This is a genomic window from Comamonas suwonensis (assembly GCF_012844455.2).
In the GTDB taxonomy this organism is placed as follows: Bacteria; Pseudomonadota; Gammaproteobacteria; order Burkholderiales; family Burkholderiaceae_C; genus Comamonas; species Comamonas suwonensis.
The window spans coordinates 58,493-77,107 of record NZ_JABBCQ020000006.1 but is presented as its reverse complement, the minus strand read 5'-3'; the positions used below and the strand labels follow the sequence as shown (position 1 = coordinate 77,107).

16 protein-coding genes are annotated in these 18,615 nt (G+C 61.4%); 8 read left to right on the top strand and 8 right to left on the bottom strand.

Annotated elements, in window-relative coordinates; genetic code table 11:
• Window positions 1-191: 191 nt before the first annotated feature.
• On the top strand, window positions 192-1,046 hold the full coding sequence (locus HF327_RS08495; protein ID WP_169107837.1) for a GNAT family N-acetyltransferase: 855 nt from the start codon (window positions 192-194) through the stop codon (window positions 1,044-1,046).
• 66 nt (window positions 1,047-1,112) lie between these two features.
• Here HF327_RS08495 and HF327_RS08490 read toward each other — a convergent pair whose 3' ends face one another.
• Window positions 1,113-1,628 (bottom strand): hypothetical protein, encoded by a 516-nt coding sequence (locus HF327_RS08490; RefSeq protein WP_169107836.1) that lies wholly within the window; start codon window positions 1,626-1,628, stop codon window positions 1,113-1,115.
• Window positions 1,629-1,931: 303 nt separating this feature from the next.
• Between HF327_RS08490 and HF327_RS08485 the strand changes: the two genes are divergently transcribed.
• Window positions 1,932-2,318: a VOC family protein gene (locus HF327_RS08485; RefSeq protein WP_169107835.1), complete on the top strand. Its 387-nt coding sequence runs from the start codon at window positions 1,932-1,934 to the stop codon at window positions 2,316-2,318.
• A 13-nt stretch (window positions 2,319-2,331) separates the two neighbouring features.
• Here the strand turns inward: HF327_RS08485 and HF327_RS08480 are convergent, their stop codons facing one another.
• Together HF327_RS08480 and HF327_RS08475 are read right to left on the bottom strand one after the other, a co-directional pair.
• Entirely contained in the window at window positions 2,332-4,638 is a 2,307-nt protein-coding gene (locus HF327_RS08480) for a protein-disulfide reductase DsbD family protein (RefSeq protein WP_169107834.1), read from the bottom strand.
• A gap of 195 nt (window positions 4,639-4,833) precedes the next feature.
• The gene (locus tag HF327_RS08475) at window positions 4,834-6,429 is read right to left on the bottom strand and encodes an MATE family efflux transporter (RefSeq protein WP_169107833.1); all 1,596 of its coding nucleotides are present in this window, start codon (window positions 6,427-6,429) and stop codon (window positions 4,834-4,836) included.
• Window positions 6,430-6,517: 88 nt separating this feature from the next.
• On the opposite strand from HF327_RS08475, the gene HF327_RS08470 reads away from it, so the two are divergent.
• On the top strand, window positions 6,518-7,381 hold the full coding sequence (locus HF327_RS08470; protein WP_169107832.1) for a creatininase family protein: 864 nt from the start codon (window positions 6,518-6,520) through the stop codon (window positions 7,379-7,381).
• Between the two features lie 105 nt (window positions 7,382-7,486).
• Here HF327_RS08470 and HF327_RS08465 read toward each other — a convergent pair whose 3' ends face one another.
• The 3 genes from HF327_RS08465 to HF327_RS08455 form a co-directional block, all read right to left on the bottom strand.
• Entirely contained in the window at window positions 7,487-8,473 is a 987-nt protein-coding gene (locus tag HF327_RS08465) for a Bug family tripartite tricarboxylate transporter substrate binding protein (RefSeq protein WP_169107831.1), read from the bottom strand.
• A gap of 89 nt (window positions 8,474-8,562) precedes the next feature.
• A complete protein-coding gene (locus HF327_RS08460) occupies window positions 8,563-9,024 on the bottom strand; it encodes a hypothetical protein (protein ID WP_169107830.1) in 462 nt (153 codons plus the stop codon).
• A 48-nt stretch (window positions 9,025-9,072) separates the two neighbouring features.
• On the bottom strand, window positions 9,073-9,747 hold the full coding sequence (locus tag HF327_RS08455; RefSeq protein WP_169107829.1) for a histidine phosphatase family protein: 675 nt from the start codon (window positions 9,745-9,747) through the stop codon (window positions 9,073-9,075).
• Window positions 9,748-10,047: 300 nt separating this feature from the next.
• Between HF327_RS08455 and HF327_RS08450 the strand changes: the two genes are divergently transcribed.
• From HF327_RS08450 to HF327_RS08435, 4 genes are all read left to right on the top strand, one after another.
• A complete protein-coding gene (locus HF327_RS08450; protein ID WP_169107828.1) occupies window positions 10,048-11,076 on the top strand; it encodes an extracellular solute-binding protein in 1,029 nt (342 codons plus the stop codon).
• A gap of 149 nt (window positions 11,077-11,225) precedes the next feature.
• Window positions 11,226-12,878: an ABC transporter permease gene (locus HF327_RS08445; protein ID WP_169107827.1), complete on the top strand. Its 1,653-nt coding sequence runs from the start codon at window positions 11,226-11,228 to the stop codon at window positions 12,876-12,878.
• Window positions 12,879-12,946: 68 nt separating this feature from the next.
• Window positions 12,947-13,609 (top strand): ABC transporter ATP-binding protein, encoded by a 663-nt coding sequence (locus tag HF327_RS08440; RefSeq protein WP_169107826.1) that lies wholly within the window; start codon window positions 12,947-12,949, stop codon window positions 13,607-13,609.
• A 217-nt stretch (window positions 13,610-13,826) separates the two neighbouring features.
• Window positions 13,827-14,927 carry a branched-chain amino acid aminotransferase gene (locus HF327_RS08435; protein WP_328701766.1) on the top strand — a complete coding sequence of 367 codons (1,101 nt, stop codon included), beginning with the start codon at window positions 13,827-13,829 and terminating at the stop codon, window positions 14,925-14,927.
• Between the two features lie 70 nt (window positions 14,928-14,997).
• Here the strand turns inward: HF327_RS08435 and HF327_RS08430 are convergent, their stop codons facing one another.
• Window positions 14,998-15,924, bottom strand: a complete 927-nt coding sequence (locus HF327_RS08430) for a PhzF family phenazine biosynthesis protein (RefSeq protein ID WP_198460450.1) — start codon at window positions 15,922-15,924, stop codon at window positions 14,998-15,000.
• A 40-nt stretch (window positions 15,925-15,964) separates the two neighbouring features.
• Here HF327_RS08430 and HF327_RS08425 point away from each other — a divergent pair, with 40 nt between their 5' ends.
• On the top strand, window positions 15,965-17,107 hold the full coding sequence (locus HF327_RS08425) for a hypothetical protein (RefSeq protein WP_169107823.1): 1,143 nt from the start codon (window positions 15,965-15,967) through the stop codon (window positions 17,105-17,107).
• An 87-nt stretch (window positions 17,108-17,194) separates the two neighbouring features.
• Here HF327_RS08425 and HF327_RS08420 read toward each other — a convergent pair whose 3' ends face one another.
• On the bottom strand, window positions 17,195-18,373 hold the full coding sequence (locus HF327_RS08420) for an aminotransferase-like domain-containing protein (RefSeq protein ID WP_169107822.1): 1,179 nt from the start codon (window positions 18,371-18,373) through the stop codon (window positions 17,195-17,197).
• Between the last annotated feature and the right edge of the window lie 242 nt (window positions 18,374-18,615).

The window sequence follows — 18,615 nt, the reverse complement described above, 5'->3', positions numbered from 1 at the left end:
TATGTCGTTGTGTCGCTTGCCAGTACTTTCGCACTGTTTGCGGCTTCGCGGCTTTCAGGGAGGGGCGTCACGCAAACGTCATGCAACTGCCATGCAGGCTTCATTTGCATTTTTCACAATGAGGGCACGCAGACATACTGTGTGGCACAGGCAGGCCGCCGACTGCGTCCAACATCGAGAGGTAAGCAGGCATGAGGCATCCCGAGATACTTGAGGCGATTACCACATCCCAGGCTTCGGCATCGAGATCGCCGCTTGCTTCTCTCCCTAGTCCCGCGCATGCGGCAGCGCCCGCTTTGCGCTTGCAGGTGCGCTGGGCTAGACATCTGGATGAAGTGAGGCAGGCTCAGCGCCTGCGCTACCAGGTCTTTGCCGAGGAAATGGGCGCTGTGCTGCAGACGCCTGTGGCCGGCCACGATATCGACTTTTTCGACGACTTTTGCGAGCATCTGATGATCTGCGATGAAGTGCAGAACAAGGTGATTGGCACTTACCGGCTGCTGACGCCCGCACAGGCCCGTCGTGCCGGAGGTCTGTACAGTGATCAGGAATTCGATCTGACCCCCATCAACGGCTGGCGTGACCAAATGGTGGAGCTGGGCCGTAGCTGCGTACATGCAGAGCACCGTCAGGGCGGCGTGATTCTGGCGCTGTGGGGCGCTCTGGCAGAGTTCATGCAGCGTAACCAGCTCGAAGCCATGGTGGGCTGTGCCAGTATTCCCATGCAGTATCCAGGTCTGGCCCATGGTGAAGGCCCGGCGCGCATCTGGCAGCAACTGCGCCAAACCCACCTGGCCGAGGCTGGGCTGCAGGTTCGCCCGCGTGTGGCCCTGCCTGAAGAGTTGGCGCACATCAGTGATGTGTCGGTCGATGCTTTGCAAGTTGAGCCGCCCGCGCTGATTCAGGGCTATCTGCGCGCTGGCGCCAAGGTGCTGGGGGCTCCGGCCTGGGATTGCGACTTCAACACGGCAGACCTGCCCATCATGATGCGAATGCAGGATTTGCCATCGCGCTATCGCCGCCTGTTTGGCCGTATCAAGAACTGAGTGCAGTTTGAATCAAAAAAGCCTGCGGCAATCACCGCAGGCTTGTGGGTTCAGGCGCAGCGGATTTCAGGCTGCGTGGCTTTTTTCATCCTCCATGCCTTCTGACAGCTGGCCCAGTGAGCTGATCACCAGTCCCAGCATCAGGAAGGCATAGGCCGCAATCGCCAGCAGCAGGCTCATGCTGAAGCCCCATTGCAGAACGGAGCAGGCCCATTCCCATGACTCGTACAGCATGGTGCACTGGTTGCTGGCGGGCATGTGTACGTACCAGGTGACGGCAATCCACATCAGTACCATCATCAGCACTACAGTGCGCAGCTTGTGGCTAGGCGTCTGCTGCAGGCTGTGTAGCAAGACCAGAGGAATGGCTCCGCCCCAGACAAACATCATCAGCCAGCTGGCGGCAGGCATTTGCTCCAGCATTTGCTGCAGCCAGTGCATCTTGGGCATGCTGTTGATCGCGGCAAGAAAGTCCCAGACAAACGGCAAGGCGATGCCTGCAATGGCCAGACTGGCCAGTGCCAGCGCACGCAGCAGGCAATGGCGTTGATGGGGCGACGAATGGAGCAGACTGATATGCATGGCTGACCTCCTGTGCTGTTCAGGCGGGCCGCAGTGGACAGAGCATGCATGGCTGGCAGAGGCTGGAAACTGCGGTGGAGCCTGGCTTGTGGGCAACTCCAGTCTAGAACGTTTACCCTGTTTGTGCCATAGGGCTGCTGCGCCTGATGCTGCCTGCCGCATGCGGCCGATGTGCACAGTCGTAAAGTTGATTGCACCCAGTTCATTCGCCGGTATCGCTCTGGCTCCTGCGCAAAGCCGGGGCTAAGCTTGGCTTGCTCGACTCAGGGCCATGCTCCCGCAGCGCCGAGCAAAGGAGCTTCTATGCTGAGCCATTCCGCTGTGACGACGATGCTGCCGGTCATCGATATGGTGCGTGCCCGCGCTTTTTACGAAGAGTGTCTGGGGCTGCAACCGGGGGCGCTGCGACCCGACGGGAAGTTTGTCTACCAGGTTGGCGGCAGTGCTCTGGCCTTGTTCCCTAAGCCGGGCGGGACCAAGGCCGAGCACACGGCCATCAGCTTCCAAGTGCCCGATATCGTGGCGAGCATTGAGGCGCTGAAAAGCCGGGGCGTGGTGTTTGAGGACTACGACTTCCCGGACTTCAAGACCGTCAACCATGTCTGTGTGCTGGGTTCCGAAAAGGCCGCCTGGTTCAAGGACACGGAGGGCAACTATCTCTGCCTGCACGAGGAACTGGCGCAGGTCTGAGAAGGCCGGCTAGCTAAATTTTCTGCAGTGCGTCCAGTACCTCGCTCTTGGACAGAAGCTCGCTCATCACCACGGGCGGTTTGCCTGGCACATACAGCACATAGACCGGTACGCCGCTACGGCCCAGCGCATGCAGGGCCTGGGTAATGGCCGGATCCTGCCTTGTCCAGTCGGCGCGCAGCAGTTGCACTTTGTGCTGCTCAAAAGCGGCCAGTACATCCGCATGGCTGAGCGTGGTGCGCTTGTTGACCTGACAGGTCACGCACCATGCGGCGGTAAAGTCCACAAACACGGGCTGATTGGCCGCTTGCAGAGACTGAACCTTGTCAGCCGTCCACGGCTGCCATAGTTGGCCTTCGCCGTTCTGCGCCTGTGCCGGCTCTGCCGGCGGCGCGGTGATCAGAGGGGCGGCGTAATAGCCTACACCCGCCACCAGCAGCACAGCGATGGCGCTGAGTGCCAGACGGCTTTTGCCGCTCAGGCCCAGTGCCCAGATCAGCGCGGCCAGTACCAGCAGCAGGGCCAGCAGGGCAGCTGCTGCGTCCATGCCGCTCTGGTGGCCCAGCACCCACACCAGCCAGACCACGGTCGCAAACATGGGGAAGGCCATGGCGCGGCGGAAGGTCTCCATCCACGCGCCGGGGCGGGGCAGCCAGCTGACTACGGCGGGCACAAAACTGGCCAGCAGATAAGGCAGAACCATGCCAACGCCCAGGGCGGCAAACACCGTCAGCGCCTGTGCGGAGGGCATGTCAATCGCAAAACCCAGAGAGGCGCCCATGAACGGGGCCGTGCAGGGCGATGCAATGGCCACGGCCAGCACGCCGGAGAGGAAGGAGTCCAGCACCGGGTTGCGCGCCTGTGCACTGGCGATATGGCTGGGCAGCAGGCTGCCAAACTCAAACAGCCCTGCCAGATTCAGCCCCAGCACGGTGAACAGCGTCGCCAGCAGTGACACGACAATGGGTGACTGCAGCTGAAAGCCCCAGCCCAGCTGCTGGCCCGCAGCGCGCAGGCCCAGCAGCAGCGCGCCCAGCGCTACAAATGACAGCACCACACCAGCGGTATAGGCCAGACCGCTTATTTTTTGAGCACGACGATTCTGGCCATGACCCGCAAAGCCCAGCACCTTGATGGCCAGCACGGGAAACACGCAGGGCATGAGGTTGAGAATCAGCCCGCCAATCAATCCGCCCAGCAGTGCGGCCCAGATACCGGTGTTGCTGGCGCTGGTGGGGGCCGGTGCAGCCGCCGTATTTTTGTTGGCTTCAAGCGCAGCGGCCAGAGCGGGGGAGACGCTGGCCATCATGGCAGGCGTCCATTGCCCCGATACATCCAGCGTGCTGCGCCAGGCAATGGGCTCGCCCTTGCCCATCGCTGCGATGCGGTCCTTGTTGGCGAGCGCGATGACGATGGCCAGTTGCTTGGGCGTTTCGCCACGCATGTCAGACAGCGGGATGCCCTCAGCCACCCACACATTGCCCTCCCAGCGCTGCTGCCAGTCCTTGCCGGACTCGGCGGCATGCCTGAAGGTTTCGGCGTTTTCGGGGTAGAACTCCAGCGTCTTGCCCTGAAGGGCGGCTGGCAGGCCTGTGACGCGCAGGCTGATGCGGTCATCCAGCACCGTGCCCTTGGCTGCATTGGCATCGGCTTGAATGCTGGCCTTGCCGTTATCGCTCAGCGCTGCAGGCAGCTGGGCTTGCGCCTTGAAGAAGTCTTCGCTATGGGTGGCGGTGCTGCCGCCCACGGGAATCTGCAGCGCGAACTCTCCGCTTTCGGGAATGCATTCCACGCGGCAGATCAGCCAGCTGGCCGACAGGCGTACCTCCACCATGCCGGATTCAGGCGCCTTGAAGTCGCTGGCAACCTTGACCGGAATGGGCAGCAGCACGGTGTTTTCGTAGCCGTAATTGACCAGCGGGCCTACGCGCAGGGCGTGGGGCGTGGGCCAGTCAATGGCTCCAGCGCTCAGACCGGCGGGAAGCTGCCACTGCAGTTCGGTGGGCAAGCCGGAGTCGCCGGCGTTCTTCCAGTAGGTGTGCCAGTCGGGCTCATGGGCCAGCTTGAGGCCCAGCCAGAAGGTCTGGCCTGCGGCAATCCCATCGGGCGCTTGCGCCACCAATTCGGCGCGCACGCGTGGTGTCTGCACCACGGCGGCCGAGGTGCTGGTTTTGCTGCTGGATAAACCCAGGTTGATTTGTGCTCTGGCGCTTATAGGTAAAGCGCTGGTAGCTATCAAAATCAATGCAAAAAACCACAGAACGAACGGGCTGAGTCTGGGGCTGAGATTGAGGCGAGGGAGGATTGGAAGAGACGGCATGACCTGTGTTTGGAGCTGGGTTGCGCTATTTGGTTCCAGTCAGGCAGTATGCGCCGCCAAGGTGAAGGCTGTATGAGCAGATTAAGAGCGGCGAACACAACCCTTGATCAGCCGTTGCTTCGCCTTGTTGTACTTCTGTACCGCCTGCGGCTTCGCGCCTCGTCTCAAATGCAACCCTGGGTAGTGTTAGTCGCTCTAAGACTTCGCCTGATTGGCCACCGGCCCGGGCGGCTGGCCAGCTACCTCGGCAGGAATGGCCACGCTGTCGCTGGCGGGAGACTGCGCCAGCAGCGCATCGCAGTTCAAAGAATGGGTTGCATCTGGTTGAGTGGTTGGGGGTTCCGTGGCCACCGTTGCCGCACGGGGCAGCATCTCGGCCTTGCGCCAGTTGCCCCAGCGGTAATAGGCCAGAATCATGACCACCGAAGCGGCCGAGCTGATGGGGAAGCTCCACCATAGGGCGTCCACACCCAGCACTGGCTGCAGAAACCGGGCCGCTGGCACGCGAATGCCCCACATGGCGATGCCCAGAATCAGCATGGGGGCCAGCACCGCACCCGTGGCACGCACCACGCCAGACAGCACAAAGGTCACGCCAAAGAACAGGAAGGAGCCAATCGCAATGTGGTTGAGGTGGCGAGCCACCTCCAGCGATGCGCTGCCGGTGGGCAGAAACCAGCCCAGTACATAGCGATCCAGCAGCACGATAAGGACGATGAGCCCGCCCGTCAGCAGAATATTGGTCAGCATGCCTGCGCGGGCCGTGGCATCCACGCGCTTCCACAGGCCCGCACCCACGTTCTGCGCGGCCATGGAGGAGCAGGCGGCACCAATGGCCATGGCCGGCATTTGCACATAGGTCCACAGCTGCAACGCGGCGCTGTAGGCCGATGCCGTCTGCACGCCATGCTCGTTGACCATGGAAATCATGGCGATCATGGCCAGCGAGATCATCACAATCTGCACGCCCATGGGCAGGCCCTTGACGACCAGGGTGCGCACGATGGTCAGATCGGGCTTGAACAGGCCCAGCTGTCGGCGGCCTATCCACAGCGGGTGACGGCGAAAGCGCAGCCAGCCCAGCAGGGCAAAAAAGCTCACCCCGTTGGCAATCAGCGTGGCCACCGCCGAGCCCTGGATGCCCATGCGCGGAACGGGCCCCCAGCCAAAGATCAGCAAGGGGTTGAGCGCCATGTCCAGCGCCACGACGATGAGCAAAAACCAGAACGGCGTCCTGGTGTCCCCGGCACCGCGCAAGGCGGCCGTCACAAAGCTGAACATGAACAGCAGGGGAATCGCCAGAAAGATGACCTGCAGATAGGCCTCGGCCAGCGGCAGGGCGGCCTCGGGCGTGCTCATCCACTGCATGAGATGGCGCGATAGCGGCCAGCCCAATAAGGCGATCAGCAGCGAAACCACGCCAAAAAACGTGGCGCTGGTGCCCAGCACGCGCTTGGCCTGGCCGATGTTGTGGGCTCCCATGCTCTGGGCGATCAGGATGTTGGTCGCCATGCTGATGCCGAACACCGCACCGATCAGCGCGAACATCACATTGTTGGCATTGGCGGTGGCCGTCAGGGCGGCTTCGCCCAGGTGGCCGCCGACCCAGATGGCATTGACCGAGCCATTGAGCGACTGCAGCACATTGCCCGCGAGTATGGGCAGGGCAAAGACCAGCAAGGTGCTGGCAATGGGACCCTGGGTTAGATCACGGGTTTGCGGCCTGGCCGCTGCCCGGGATGTGTCTGTGGATGTGTTCTGGCGCTGCGCGCTGGTTGTGGCTTCAGGCATCGGATGATTGTGAAGGAGGTCGCGCCGCCGTGCTTGCCGGACTGATGCCTGAGCCCTGACCTCGCCGTGAGCGGCTGGCGCAGCTACGATGCGGGGTATGAGCAATATCCCGTCTTCTTCTGCACGCTGGCCCTCGCGCTTTTGGGCGCAGGCCTCTGCCTACGACTTTGCCCAGGCACAGACCAGCGGGCTGGCCGCAGACACGGTGGCCGTGCTGCCCGTGGGCGCGGTGGAGCAGCATGGCCCGCACCTGCCGCTGTCGGTGGATGCCAGCCTGATTGATGGCGTGATTGCCCAAGCACTTCCGTTGTTGCCTGCAGACTTGCCCGTGCTGTTCTTGCCGCCGCAGAACATAGGTTTTTCCGTCGAACACACCAATTACGCAGGCACTTTGACTTTGCAGCCCACCACGCTGATTGCGCTGTGGACGGAGCTAGGCGCTTGCGTGGCACGTGCCGGGGTCAGAAAGCTGTTGCTGCTCAACGGCCATGGCGGTCAGGTCAGCGTGATGGATGTGGTGGCACGCGAGCTGCGCATTAAGCACGGCCTGCTGGTCTACAGCGCCAGCTGGTTCGGGCTGGTGGACGATGCCGCCAACCAGCAGTTCTGCGCGCATGAGCACCGTTTTGGCGTGCATGGCGGCGAGGTGGAGACCTCGATGATGCTGCACCTCGCGCCCGAGACCGTGCACATGGAGAGGGCGCAGAATTTCGCATCCACCTCTGAAGTGCGGGCCGGCAAATATCACTTGATCGGCAATGGCCGCAGCGCCAAGCTGGGCTGGGCGATGGAGGATTACAACCCCGCCGGTGCCGCAGGCAACGCTATTGCCGCAACGGTAGAGCGCGGCGCGGCCATGGTGCAGTCATCGGCTGAGGGATTGGTCAAGTTGCTGGGCGAGATTCACGATCTGCCCTTGAGCACAGTGGAGAAAAAACCCCAGCCGCTTTGAATTCAGGAGTGGCTCACGCAATAACAGCCTGCATTTGCAGGCTGTTTTGTATTGAAGTTCAATTTTTTCAAGCGCTACACGCTACAAAAAGCATAGTGGTTGGCATCACTGCTTTGGAATCTTGGCTGTGGTGATGACATCGCCCCAGCGTTTGATTTCGGATTGCAGCAGTTTGGCGGTCTGCTCGGGCGTGCTGGCCTGCGCCTGCACATTCAGCTCGCGCAGCTTTTTGGTCACTTCGGGGCTGTTCATCGCGGCGGTGATTTCTTTGTTCAGGCGCGCAATCACAGCGGCTGGAGTCTTGGATGGCGCGGCCAGCGCATTCCATGAAGAAGCCACAAAGCCTTTGACGCCAGATTCTTGCGCTGTAGGCACAGCGGGGAGCAGGGGCGAGCGCTTCTCGCCTGTCACCGCCAGCAGGTTCACGGCCTTGGCGTTGATCTGGCCCATGATGGGCGTAAGAATTTCCACCGCCGCATCCACCTGCTTGCCGCGCAGGGCGGTCACCACGGCGGGTGTGCCGTTGAAGGGCACGATCTGCGCGTCGATACCGGCGGTGGTTTTGAACAGCTCGGCCGCCAGGTGCTGGGTGCTGCCCACATTGATGCTGCCCAGGTTCAGCTTGCCGGGGTTGGCCTTGGCGTAGCTCACCAGCTCGCCCAGGTTTTTGAAGGGCGACTTGGCATCGGTAATCACACCAATGTCAAAGTAGCCCAGTGTGGACACGGGCGTAAAGTCCTTGACCATGTCGAAGGGCAAGTTGTTGAACAGATTGACCGTCACGGCGCTGCCGTTGGACATGAGGAACAGGGTGTGGCCGTCTGGCGCGGACTTGGCCACGGTATCCGCGGCCACAATGCCGCCCGCGCTGGGCTTGTTGTCAATCACCACGGGCTGGCCCAGCTGCGTAGAGAGCTGCTGCGCGACCACGCGAGCCGTCACATCGGCCACACCGCCTGCGCCAAAAGGCACGACGATGCGAATGGGGCGGTTGGAGAGGCCTTCGGCCTGCGCGCTGGTGACAAACCCGGTCAGCAGGGCAGCCCCCGCTGCGGCACTGATCAGGGAATGGGTAAAACTGCGGCGTTTCATGCTTGTCCTTCTGTCTGAAACTTTTATGCAGACAGTGTGCCGCCGAAAAATGCCGCGAGGCAGCCGTAAAGCGTTCTGACTGCTATGCCTCAAGGGAATGGCTGGTTACTGCGTGCTTGCAGGGTGCTCATTCCCCAGTGATGCATGGCTTCACGCAGTATCAGCAGGGCGGCGGCAAATTCCGGACTTTGCGGCAACTGCGCATCGACATGGCCGGGTTGCAGGGACTGGCGGGCCAGCACCTCAAACAGATTCTCGATCGCCTCGCGCGATGCCTGTGTGGCTTGAGGGTTGCCAGTAGCACTGTGGATGAGTTGAAGCAGCAACGGATCTGCTGTTTGCAGAAGGCTGGCGCCAGCGGGCAGCCATTGTCCTGCAGGCATCACGGCATCCTCCACATCGGCGATCGCATTTTCCAGTGCCAGCGCGCTGGGCATGCGCTGACGGAAGGCCTTGACCAAGGTGGCAATGCCTATGGGTAGAGGGTGTTGCCGAGAACCGATACCCAGGGTCAGCGCCGTATCACCGAGTGTGAGAAAGAGGGAGTCCATGCAGGACTTGTAGCACTTTGCGCTTGTCTGCTCTAGGCTTGAGGGCGATCAGGCGTTGGTAATCCAGGCGCGGTGCTCCTGGCTGTCCAGGTGATTGAGCGTGTTGAAGGCTTGGAGCATCAGGCGCTTGGGGCTGATGGTGAACTCCGTCACCGCAATATTGCGCAGCCGCATATTGAGGGCAATCGTCACCTCGGGCGATGTGCCAAGCACCTGACCCACGGCCGTAGAGATGGGGCCGCCGCTGCTGATCAGCAGCACGTTCTGGCCGCTGTGCTCGTGGCGTATTTCTTCCAGCACCTGATGCACTCCGTCTGAAAAGCCGTTCCAGTCCGGCATGCTTTCGGGGCTGATGGTGCCGCCCATCCACTGCGCCAGTGCGTCGCACAGCAGTCGAAAGTGATGGCGGTACAGCTCGGGGGTATCGGGCTTTGGCAGCGGTGCGGGGTGAATGGCGCGCAGCAGTGCCTCGCTGTCGTATTCATTGAGGCCGGGTCTGCTCTGTGTCGCCGGCATGGATCCTTCCAGGCCTTGAACAATGCCGGCCAGCGTTTGCTGGTGGCGCTTGAGCGTGCCGGCATAGACGGCGTCAAACGTTAGACCCCGTTCGCGCCAGTACGCGCCCAGGCGCACGGACTGGTCCTGGCCGCGTGGGCTGAGCTGGTCGTAATCATCCGCGCCAAACGAGGCCTGGCCGTGGCGCACAAGGTAGAGGGTTCCCATGGGGCGGATGTTGGGCCTTTGCCGCTGGCGGCGCTGTCATGCCTGCGACCTGCTGGCGCTTGGGTGACAGCGTGCATGTGGACTGGTTCGCATTACCGTATCCGCCATCCGGGTTGGGTGCCAAGGGGGACCCCATCGTTCGGTTAAGATGGATGCGAGCGATTCTCAAAAGCATAAAAACACGCTCCGCTTTCGGTACTAACTCATGGCCCTCTTGCACTTAGCTGGAAGGAGGCCTTTGGGGTTCTGAAGCGGAGCGTGTTTTTTTGTGTCTGCTGCTTTCACCCTCTGGAGCCTTCCATGTTTCGACGTCCCCTGTTTGCACTGGCCGCCGTTGCCAGCTTGTGCGCTCCTGCGCTGTCCGCTCACGCTGAGGACATCACCCTCTACACCACGCGCGAGCCCGCGCTGATTCAGCCGCTGCTGGCTGCCTTCACAACCCAGACCAAGGTGGGCGTGAAGACTGTTTTCATCAAAGATGGCTTGCTGGAGCGCGTCAAGGCCGAAGGCGAGCGTTCGCCCGCCGATGTGTTGATGACAGTGGACATTGGCAATCTGCTGGATCTGGTCGATGGCGGCGTGACCCAGCCCGTCAAGTCGGCGGCGCTGGAGTCGGCCATTCCCGCTCAGTTGCGCGATGCGGGCAATCAGTGGTTTGCGCTGTCCATGCGTGCCCGCGTGCTGTATGCCGATAAAGACATGAAGATCGGCAGCTTCCGCTATGAAGACCTGGCCAAGCCTCAGTTCAAGGGCAAGGTCTGCTCGCGCGCTGGTCAGCACCCCTACAGCACGGCGCTGATTGCGGCCATGATTGCCCATGATGGCGAAGCACAGACCGAGCAGTGGCTCAAGGGCGTCAAGGCCAACCTGGCCCGCAAGGCCACCGGCGGGGACCGCGACATTGCCCGTGACATTCTGGGCGGCATCTGTGATGTAGGTCTGGGCAACACCTACTACGTTGGCCATATGAAGGCGGCGAAGGAAGGTTCGGATGCACGCAAGTGGGGCGATTCCATCAAGGTCATCAAGCCTACTTTCAACGACCCCAAGAGCGGCACGCACATTAATATCAGCGGTGCATCGGTGGCCAAGCACGCGCCTAACCGCGCCAATGCGGTGAAGCTGCTGGAGTTCCTGGTGTCCGAACCGGCCCAGAACATGTACGCACAGGCTAACTACGAGCACCCCGTGCGCAAGGGCGTGGCGCTGGACCCCGTCGTGGCCCAGAACATTGGCGAAATCAAGATTGACCCGCTGCCACTGGCTGAGATTGCCAAGCACCGCAAGGCGGCTAGCTTGCTGGTCGACAAGGTCGGCTTTGACAAATAAGCACCCCTGAGCGGCTTGCCGCTTCCCCTCTCTCGCTCTTGCTTCGCAATGCGGGAGGAGGCAACACCTTCGCTGCGAGGCGGCTCTTGCTCGGTGTTCCTTTGATGGAGCATGCCTGTTCAAGGGCCGTTTCCATTTCTAATTTTTTGATGTTTTCTTTTCTTCGTTCAGGGCTGCGGCCCGTCGGGCCGGTGTGGCAGGGCGCAAGCTGGTTGATTGCGCTGGGGGTGTTCGCGCCCATTGCTTCGCTGGCGTGGCTGGCACTGGGGGCCGATTTTGCGCACTGGCAGAACCTGCTGCGTTATGTGCTGCCCGATGCCGCCATCAACACGGCCTTGCTGCTGACGGGGGTGGGCCTGCTGGTGCTGCTGGTGGGAACGGGCTGCGCATGGCTGGTGACGGCCTATGATTTTCCGGGGCGGCGCTGGCTGCACTGGGCACTGCTGCTGCCGCTGGCGATGCCGGCTTATATCGTCGCTTTTTCGTATCTTGATTTGCTACATCCCATTGGTCCGGTGCAGGGCGCGCTGCGCTGGGTGCTGGGGTATGACAGCCCGCGCCAGTGGCGTTTGCCGGATCTGCGCTCCATGGGTGGCGCGATCTTTGTGCTGGGTTTCACGCTCTACCCCTATGTGTATATGACGGCGCGGGCCATGTTCATGACCCAGCCCGCGCATTTGATGGAAGCCGCGCGTTCGCTGGGTGAAACGCGCTGGGGCGCTTTCTGGCGCGTAGCCCTGCCCATGGCGCGGCCGGCGCTGGCCGTGGGCCTGAGTCTGGCGCTGCTGGAGACGCTGAACGACATTGGCGCATCGGAATTTCTGGGCGTGCACACGCTGACCGTGTCGGTGTATACGACCTGGATTACGCGCTCGGACCTGGCCGGCGCAGCGCAGATTGCCTGCTCCATGCTGCTGGCCGTGGTGGCCCTGGTCTGGCTGGAGCGCAGAGGCCGCAGCCGCCAGCGCTTTGGCTCTGCCCAGCGCATGCGCGGCATTGAATCGCATCGCCTGCCCGGCTACAGCGCATGGCTGGCCACGCTGCTTTGCAGCGCGCCTGTGCTGATTGGCTTTGTCGCCCCTGCCGCCTATCTGGCATGGGAAAGCGGCAAGCGCTTTGCGCAGGGCACCGGTATTTCTGAGGGGCTGGTGTCAAGCCTGTTCAATACGCTGGGGCTGGCAGCGGGCGTGACCGTGATTGCCGTGGCTGCGGGCCTGGTGGTGGCATGGTCCACACGCACCGGCATCAGCACCCGGGCGCCATCGCGCTGGCCGGCGCAGGTGGCGGCTCTGGGCTATGCCGTGCCGGGCACCGTGCTGGCCATTGGCCTGCTGACGCCCGCGCTGGCGCTGGATGCAGGGCTGGCCAGTCTGTTTGGTGCAGAAGGCCTGCCTCTGATGGGGCTGGGCGTGGTGCTGGTGGTGGCCTGCGTGATTCGCTTTCTGGTCATGCCGGTAGGCGGCATTGAGGCCGGGCTGGCCCGCATACCGCCCACGCTGGAGCAAGCCTCGCGCCTGCTGGGCGAAGGGCGGCTGGCCACACTGCGCCGCGTCCACCTGCCGCTGCTGCGCCCGGCCGTGGCCACCAGCGCCATGCTGGTGTTTGTCGATGCCATGAAAGAGCTGCCCGCCACATTGCTGCTGCGCCCGGCGGACTTTGACACCCTGGCCACCTGGCTGTATGCCGAGGCCGCACGCGGCACCTATGAAGAGGGTGCGATTGCTGCGCTGTGTATCGTGGTGGCGGGGCTGATCCCCGTCATGCTGCTGGCCCGCTCGCAACTGTCGAATGCTCAGCAATGATTTGCATGAAATTGGCGTCAAGCGCTTATTGGTATTGTGCAAACAGCTATTGAAATTGAAGTAACAGCATGACCGCCTCACTACATATTGCACAGCTGCATCTGGGCTATGCCGCCCCTAAGGGTCTGCACACCGTGCTGCAGGGCTTTGACCTGCAGGTGCCTGCCGGCCATATTGCCAGCCTGCTTGGCCCCTCGGGCTGTGGCAAGACATCGGTTCTACGCGCCATTGCGGGGTTTGAACCCGTGCGTGCGGGCAGCATCCATTTGGGCGAGCGGCTGCTGTCAGGCCCCGGAACCCATCTGCCGCCCGAGCAGCGCCATGTGGGCATGATGTTTCAGGAGTACGGCCTGTTCCCTCACTTGAGCGCCGTGCAGAACGTGGGTTTTGGCCTGCGCCACAGCAGCAAGGCCGAGCGCGAAAAGCGTGTGAATGAGCTTCTGGCCGTGGTGGGGCTGGGCGATGCCGGGGCCAAGTTCCCGCATGAGTTGTCCGGCGGGCAGCAGCAGCGCATTGCGCTGGCGCGGGCGCTGGCTCCGTCCCCCGCCTTGCTGCTGCTCGATGAGCCGTTCTCCAATCTGGATGCCGCCACGCGCGAGCGTCTGACGCTGGAAGTGCGCGACATTCTGCGTGCCGCAGGCCAGACCGCCATTCTGGTCACGCACAACGCGCAAGAGGCCGAAACCATGGCCGATCAGATTTGTCACATGACGCCGTTTGCGAAAAGTTAGCAAATACTTCTGCTGAGTGGACACGTACTGGGCTGCACTGGGGGAAAGTTCGCCACACTTGCTCCGGTATCCACGCGATTCTGTAAAGAACCAAAAAATGCCATGCTACGCTGTCGGCCTTGCTGCGCGGCTTCGCTGTGCGGTGCCCTTACAAACTGCCATGGCGCCCTGCCGGTGCCGGTGCATTGCCCTCATGCCTTCTGGAAGGAATCGTCCCGTGTCTACCTCTGCCACCAAGTTCAAGCTGACTGCTTCGAGCCACCCACGCAGCGCCGAAGCGCGCGACAAGATTCTTGAGAAGCCGGGTTTTGGCCTGCACTTTACCGACCACATGGTTGCGGTGCGATGGGAAAAGGAAGCCGGCTGGCATGACGCCGAAGTGATGCCCTATGGCCCCATCTCGCTGGACCCCGCCGCTGCCGTGCTGCACTACGGCCAGGAAATTTTTGAAGGCATCAAGGCATACCGCCACTCCGACGGCTCGATCTGGACCTTCCGCCCCACGGCCAATGCCCAGCGCATGCAGCGCTCTGCCAAGCGCCTGGCCTTGCCCGAGCTGCCGGTTGACATCTTTGTGGAATCGCTCAAGCAAATCATTGCGGTGGATAAGGACTGGGTGCCCGGCGGTGAAGAAGCCAGCCTGTACCTGCGCCCCTTCATTATTGGCGACGAAGTCTTTCTGGGCGTACGCAGCGCGCACAAGGCCAGCTACTACGTGATCGCCAGCCCTGCAGGTCCCTACTTTGCCAAGGGCGTGGCTCCCGTGGCGATCTGGTTGTCGACCGACTTTGCCCGTGCTGCCAAGGGCGGCACAGGCGCAGCCAAGTGCGGTGGCAACTATGCCGCTTCCTTGCTGCCCCAGGAGCAAGCCTATGAAAACGGCTGCTCGCAGGTGCTGTTCCTGGATCCTGCCGAAGGCAAGTACCTGGAAGAGCTGGGCGGCATGAATGTGTTCCTGGTCTACGGCAAGGAAAACAAGCTGGTGACCCCCGCGCTGTCGGGCAGCATTCTGGAGGGCATCACACGTGACTCCATCCTGCAACTGGCACGCGACCGTGGCATGACTGTGGAAGAGCGCAAGGTGTCTGCCGATGAGTGGAAGCAAGGCGTGGCCAGCGGCGACATCACCGAAGTGTTTGCCTGCGGCACGGCTGCCGTCATCACTCCCATCGGCCAGCTCAAGGGCAAGGATTTCTCCGTGGGTGACCTGAATGCGCCTGCTGGCGAAGTCACCCTGGCGCTGCGCAAGGAACTGACCGACATCCAGTACGGCCGCGCCGCAGACCGCCACGGCTGGCTGGTGCGCCTGGACGCCTGATAGGGTTCGGATTCAAAAAGGCCAGGCACCCGAATAGGTGTCTGGCCTTTTTCTTTGACGAGTGCTGATCTCAGAGCAGCACCGAGCCGCTGACCACGGTGACGGTGTGGCCGCCCACCCAGAGCTTGCCGTTGCTGCCGGTCTGTATATGAACTTGCCCATCGCGCCCCACGCACACGCCCTGGGCGGCGATATAGGGCGCTTGCAGCAGGCCTTCGCCCGTGAGCCACTGGGCCAGCGCGGCGTTCAAGCTGCCAGTGACAGGATCTTCACTGCTGGTTTCGCCGACCAGGGCACGCACTTCAAGACGTGGCTGCGTAGAAGTTACTTTCTCTTGAGTAGCTTCTTCGGCCTGCTTGGCAAAGGCGCGGGCTTCGCGGCTGGAGCGGCCAATCAGCGGAGCATCGTCTTCCGCTTCGTAGATCGCGGCCAGACCGGCTTTGGCCCCCAGTTTTTTGAGCGCGGCAAAGTCAGGCTCCGCGCCCAGCACCGTATCAGGGTGGTCTAGCAGCAGACCCAGCCAGGGTGAGCCGTTATAGAGGCTGCGGATCATCAGCAACTGCTCGCGCTCAAGGCCTAGCGCTTGCAGCACGGGTGCAATCTCGGCTTCAGAGACTTCGTTTGATTCCAGTGACGGTGCTTCAAAAAACAGAGAGCCATGTCCTTTTGCAGTAATCGGTACAAGGCCTTTTTTGCATTCCTGCAGCACTTGGTCTGGGTTGTGTGGCTGCCCGCCCTGGGCCAGCCAGGCGTGGCAGCTGCCCAGCGTGGGGTGGCCAGCAAAGGCTAGTTCTCCCGCTGGCGTGAAGATGCGCAGCAGATAGTCGGCACCTGCGGCCTCGCCCTCGGCACTGGGCTGCATGACAAATGTGGTTTCCGACAGGTTGGTCCAGCGTGCAAAAGCCTGCATCTGCGCATCGCTCAGTCCATCGGCATTCAGCACCACGGCCACAGGGTTGCCGAGCAGCGCGGTTTGCGTGAACACGTCCACAGTCATATAGGGACAGGAATAAGCGGTGTGGGAAGCAGTGGCAGACATGGACAGCGATTGTCGGCAAAAAGAAAAACCGGCGCAGAGCTGGTTGATCGAGCTGACAATCTTCAAAATGGCATCAACTCTGCCCCTTTGTTTTGATTGCGTTTCAATGACAAAACCTGAATCTCATATTTCTGCTGCTGCAGTTGCTGCGGGCACGATCCAGAACCTGTTACTGCTTCACACTGAGCGGCAAAAAAGGGGCGTGTCAGCAGATAAAAAAGCAAAGCTTGACGAGTTGGTGGCAGGACTCGGCATCGTCAATGAAAGGCTTTCTATTCATCCCGAAACCGCGTTTGCTGATCTGACACCACTTTGCAAGAGTCATATGGCGGATGCCATCGCGTCTAAAGCTGAGATTTACCAGGATCACTATCGCGGTCTTGGTGGTGCTGATCCGGACTATCGCAATGGCCTGGTCTTGGCGGCACGGCTATTTGAGTATGCCAATGACATCAACGAGAACCAGACCTGGATGCACTGGCGTGGCCTTCTCTTGAATGAGCTTGGCGATCATCAGGCTGCAGCGGATTCATTTGGCAAAGCGAGTGAAATCTCCGGTGGCAAAGACATCTATCAGGTGTTTCAGATGCAGTCCTTGAGCGCGGCGCAGCCCAGTACGAGCAAGAATGAATCTGGGCAGGACGCCGATGCTTTGCTCAATTCCATCCGTGCCAGCGTCAAGGCGATCACCGGCATGGACATCAGTGATGAAGAGCTTCAAACCATGGCTCGTGCCAATGACCTGTTGCAGGAGCGTTTCGAAGAGGCTGTCGATGATGAGGTCGTAGAGGCAGGCCCATTTCTGCCTCTGGATCAGCAATTGAAGATTGCCCAGTTCGGCGTGGAGACTGCGTATCTGATCGTGGATGGCCATTACGAAGAAGCCAGGAAACGCTTTGGCGCTTCATTCAAATCAGACTTGTCATTGCAGGACATGAAAGCGGAGTATGAAGAGATGACTTCATATTCAGAAACCCCCATGGAGACTGCGTATGCGATGGCTCCATACGTCGTTGACGGTTGTGCCCATATCTATATCGCTGTGCAAAGCGACGATATTTCGGAGGCAATTACTTTTATCTTCAATCACGTCGAAGAAAAGAAACTCGAAATCGAAGGCATCGATTGGGGGCGACCCTGAGCACTCTTGGGTCAGCCAGGGGTGTGAATTTTTCTATGACTGCTGCGCCCGGCATAGAAGGGAGGCGCATCAGCGCCTCCGGGTTGATTACAGGCTGGCCTTGATGGCGTCAGCCAGAGCCGCAATGCCAATATTGATCTGTTCGGCAGACACGGTCACATACGACAGGCGCAGCGTATTGTTCTGTGGTTCGCCCGCATAGAAAGGTGCGCCGGGCACAAACGCCATATTGCGCTCCACGGCCTTGGCTAGCAGGGCCTGGGCGTCCATGCCCTCGGGCAGCTTGACCCACAGGAACATACCGCCGACGGGGCGCGTCCATTGCACATCCAGACCGGCCATCTCGCGCTCCAGCGCCATCAGCATCACATCGCGCTGAACCTTGTACATGGCGCGAATGGTGGGAACATGGCGGTCCAGGAAGCCGTCCTTGATGACTTCGGCCACCACGCGTTGGTTGAAGCTGGGAGTGTGCAGATCGGCGGCCTGCTTGGCCTGGGTCAGCTTGCCGTACACCGACTTGGGAGCCACGATGAAACCAATGCGCAGGCCGGGTGCCAGCACCTTGGAGAACGAGCCCATATAGATCACGCCCTCGGGGTTGCGCGCCGCCAGCGGCAGGTGCGGCTCTTGCTCGTACCAGAGGTCGCCGTAGGGGTTGTCCTCGATCAGCGGAATGTCCAGCTCCCTGGCCGTTTCCACCAGGGCCTGGCGGCGCGCATCGCTCATGGTTCGGCCGGTGGGGTTCTGGAAGTTGGGCAGCACATAGGCCAGGCGGGCCTTGTCGGCGCCGGTGCCCACTTGCTTTTCGAAATCGGCAATCAGCATGCCTTCGTCGTCGCTGTCCACGCCCACGGCCACGGGTTCCATGGGGGTGAAGGCCTGCAGCGCGCCCAGATAGGTGGGCTTTTCGACCAGCAGACGGCTGCCCTTGTCCAGAAAAACCTTGCCGATCAGGTCCAGCGCCTGCTGGCTGCCAGTGGTGATCAGTACTTGCTCGGGGTCCACATTCCAGGGCAGGAAGTCGGCAATCGCCTGACGCAGCGGGGCAAAGCCTTCGGTGGTGGAGTACTGCAAAGCCGCAGCTCCGTCACGCTGCATCACGGTCTGGCAGGCTTCGCTGAATGCATCCAGAGGGAAAGCCTTGGGGGAGGGCAGTCCGCCAGCCATGCTGATGATGCCGGGGCGGTCGGTCAGCTTGAGGATTTCGCGGATGGCGGAGGAATTCATCTTGGCAGCACGCTCTGCCAGTTTCCAGGTTGTCATAAAACAGGTCTCGATCTCTACGTCGCCAGTCCCGACGGGGCTGGCCAATGTGCGGTCTCACGCCGTTGTAGGGCATGCGCTGGCAAAAGTGCATTGCTTTTTGCGCAACAGCGGCGGTGCGGATAGCACGGTCACTGCGCTCCAGCAGATGGTCTTATTGTGTCGCGCTTCGTTTGCCTGTGTGGGCGTGGCGGGCAATTGCGACAAGCTGGCCATGGCCCTGTGTGGTGGGTGGCCAAGCA

What these genes read in the sequence shown, in the direction of transcription:
- HF327_RS08420 (WP_169107822.1), bottom strand. Translation starts at nt 18,373, where the DNA reads ATGACAACCTGGAAACTGGCAGAGCGTGCTGCCAAGATGAATTCCTCC.
- HF327_RS08425 (WP_169107823.1), top strand. Translation starts at nt 15,965, where the DNA reads ATGGACAGCGATTGTCGGCAAAAAGAAAAACCGGCGCAGAGCTGGTTG.
- HF327_RS08475 (WP_169107833.1), bottom strand. Translation starts at nt 6,429, where the DNA reads ATGCCTGAAGCCACAACCAGCGCGCAGCGCCAGAACACATCCACAGAC.
- HF327_RS08440 (WP_169107826.1), top strand. Translation starts at nt 12,947, where the DNA reads ATGACCGCCTCACTACATATTGCACAGCTGCATCTGGGCTATGCCGCC.
- HF327_RS08445 (WP_169107827.1), top strand. Translation starts at nt 11,226, where the DNA reads ATGTTTTCTTTTCTTCGTTCAGGGCTGCGGCCCGTCGGGCCGGTGTGG.
- HF327_RS08470 (WP_169107832.1), top strand. Translation starts at nt 6,518, where the DNA reads ATGCGGGGTATGAGCAATATCCCGTCTTCTTCTGCACGCTGGCCCTCG.
- HF327_RS08455 (WP_169107829.1), bottom strand. Translation starts at nt 9,747, where the DNA reads ATGGGAACCCTCTACCTTGTGCGCCACGGCCAGGCCTCGTTTGGCGCG.
- HF327_RS08450 (WP_169107828.1), top strand. Translation starts at nt 10,048, where the DNA reads ATGTTTCGACGTCCCCTGTTTGCACTGGCCGCCGTTGCCAGCTTGTGC.
- HF327_RS08480 (WP_169107834.1), bottom strand. Translation starts at nt 4,638, where the DNA reads ATGCCGTCTCTTCCAATCCTCCCTCGCCTCAATCTCAGCCCCAGACTC.
- HF327_RS08465 (WP_169107831.1), bottom strand. Translation starts at nt 8,473, where the DNA reads ATGAAACGCCGCAGTTTTACCCATTCCCTGATCAGTGCCGCAGCGGGG.
- HF327_RS08495 (WP_169107837.1), top strand. Translation starts at nt 192, where the DNA reads ATGAGGCATCCCGAGATACTTGAGGCGATTACCACATCCCAGGCTTCG.
- HF327_RS08460 (WP_169107830.1), bottom strand. Translation starts at nt 9,024, where the DNA reads ATGGACTCCCTCTTTCTCACACTCGGTGATACGGCGCTGACCCTGGGT.
- HF327_RS08430 (WP_198460450.1), bottom strand. Translation starts at nt 15,924, where the DNA reads ATGACTGTGGACGTGTTCACGCAAACCGCGCTGCTCGGCAACCCTGTG.
- HF327_RS08485 (WP_169107835.1), top strand. Translation starts at nt 1,932, where the DNA reads ATGCTGAGCCATTCCGCTGTGACGACGATGCTGCCGGTCATCGATATG.
- HF327_RS08490 (WP_169107836.1), bottom strand. Translation starts at nt 1,628, where the DNA reads ATGCATATCAGTCTGCTCCATTCGTCGCCCCATCAACGCCATTGCCTG.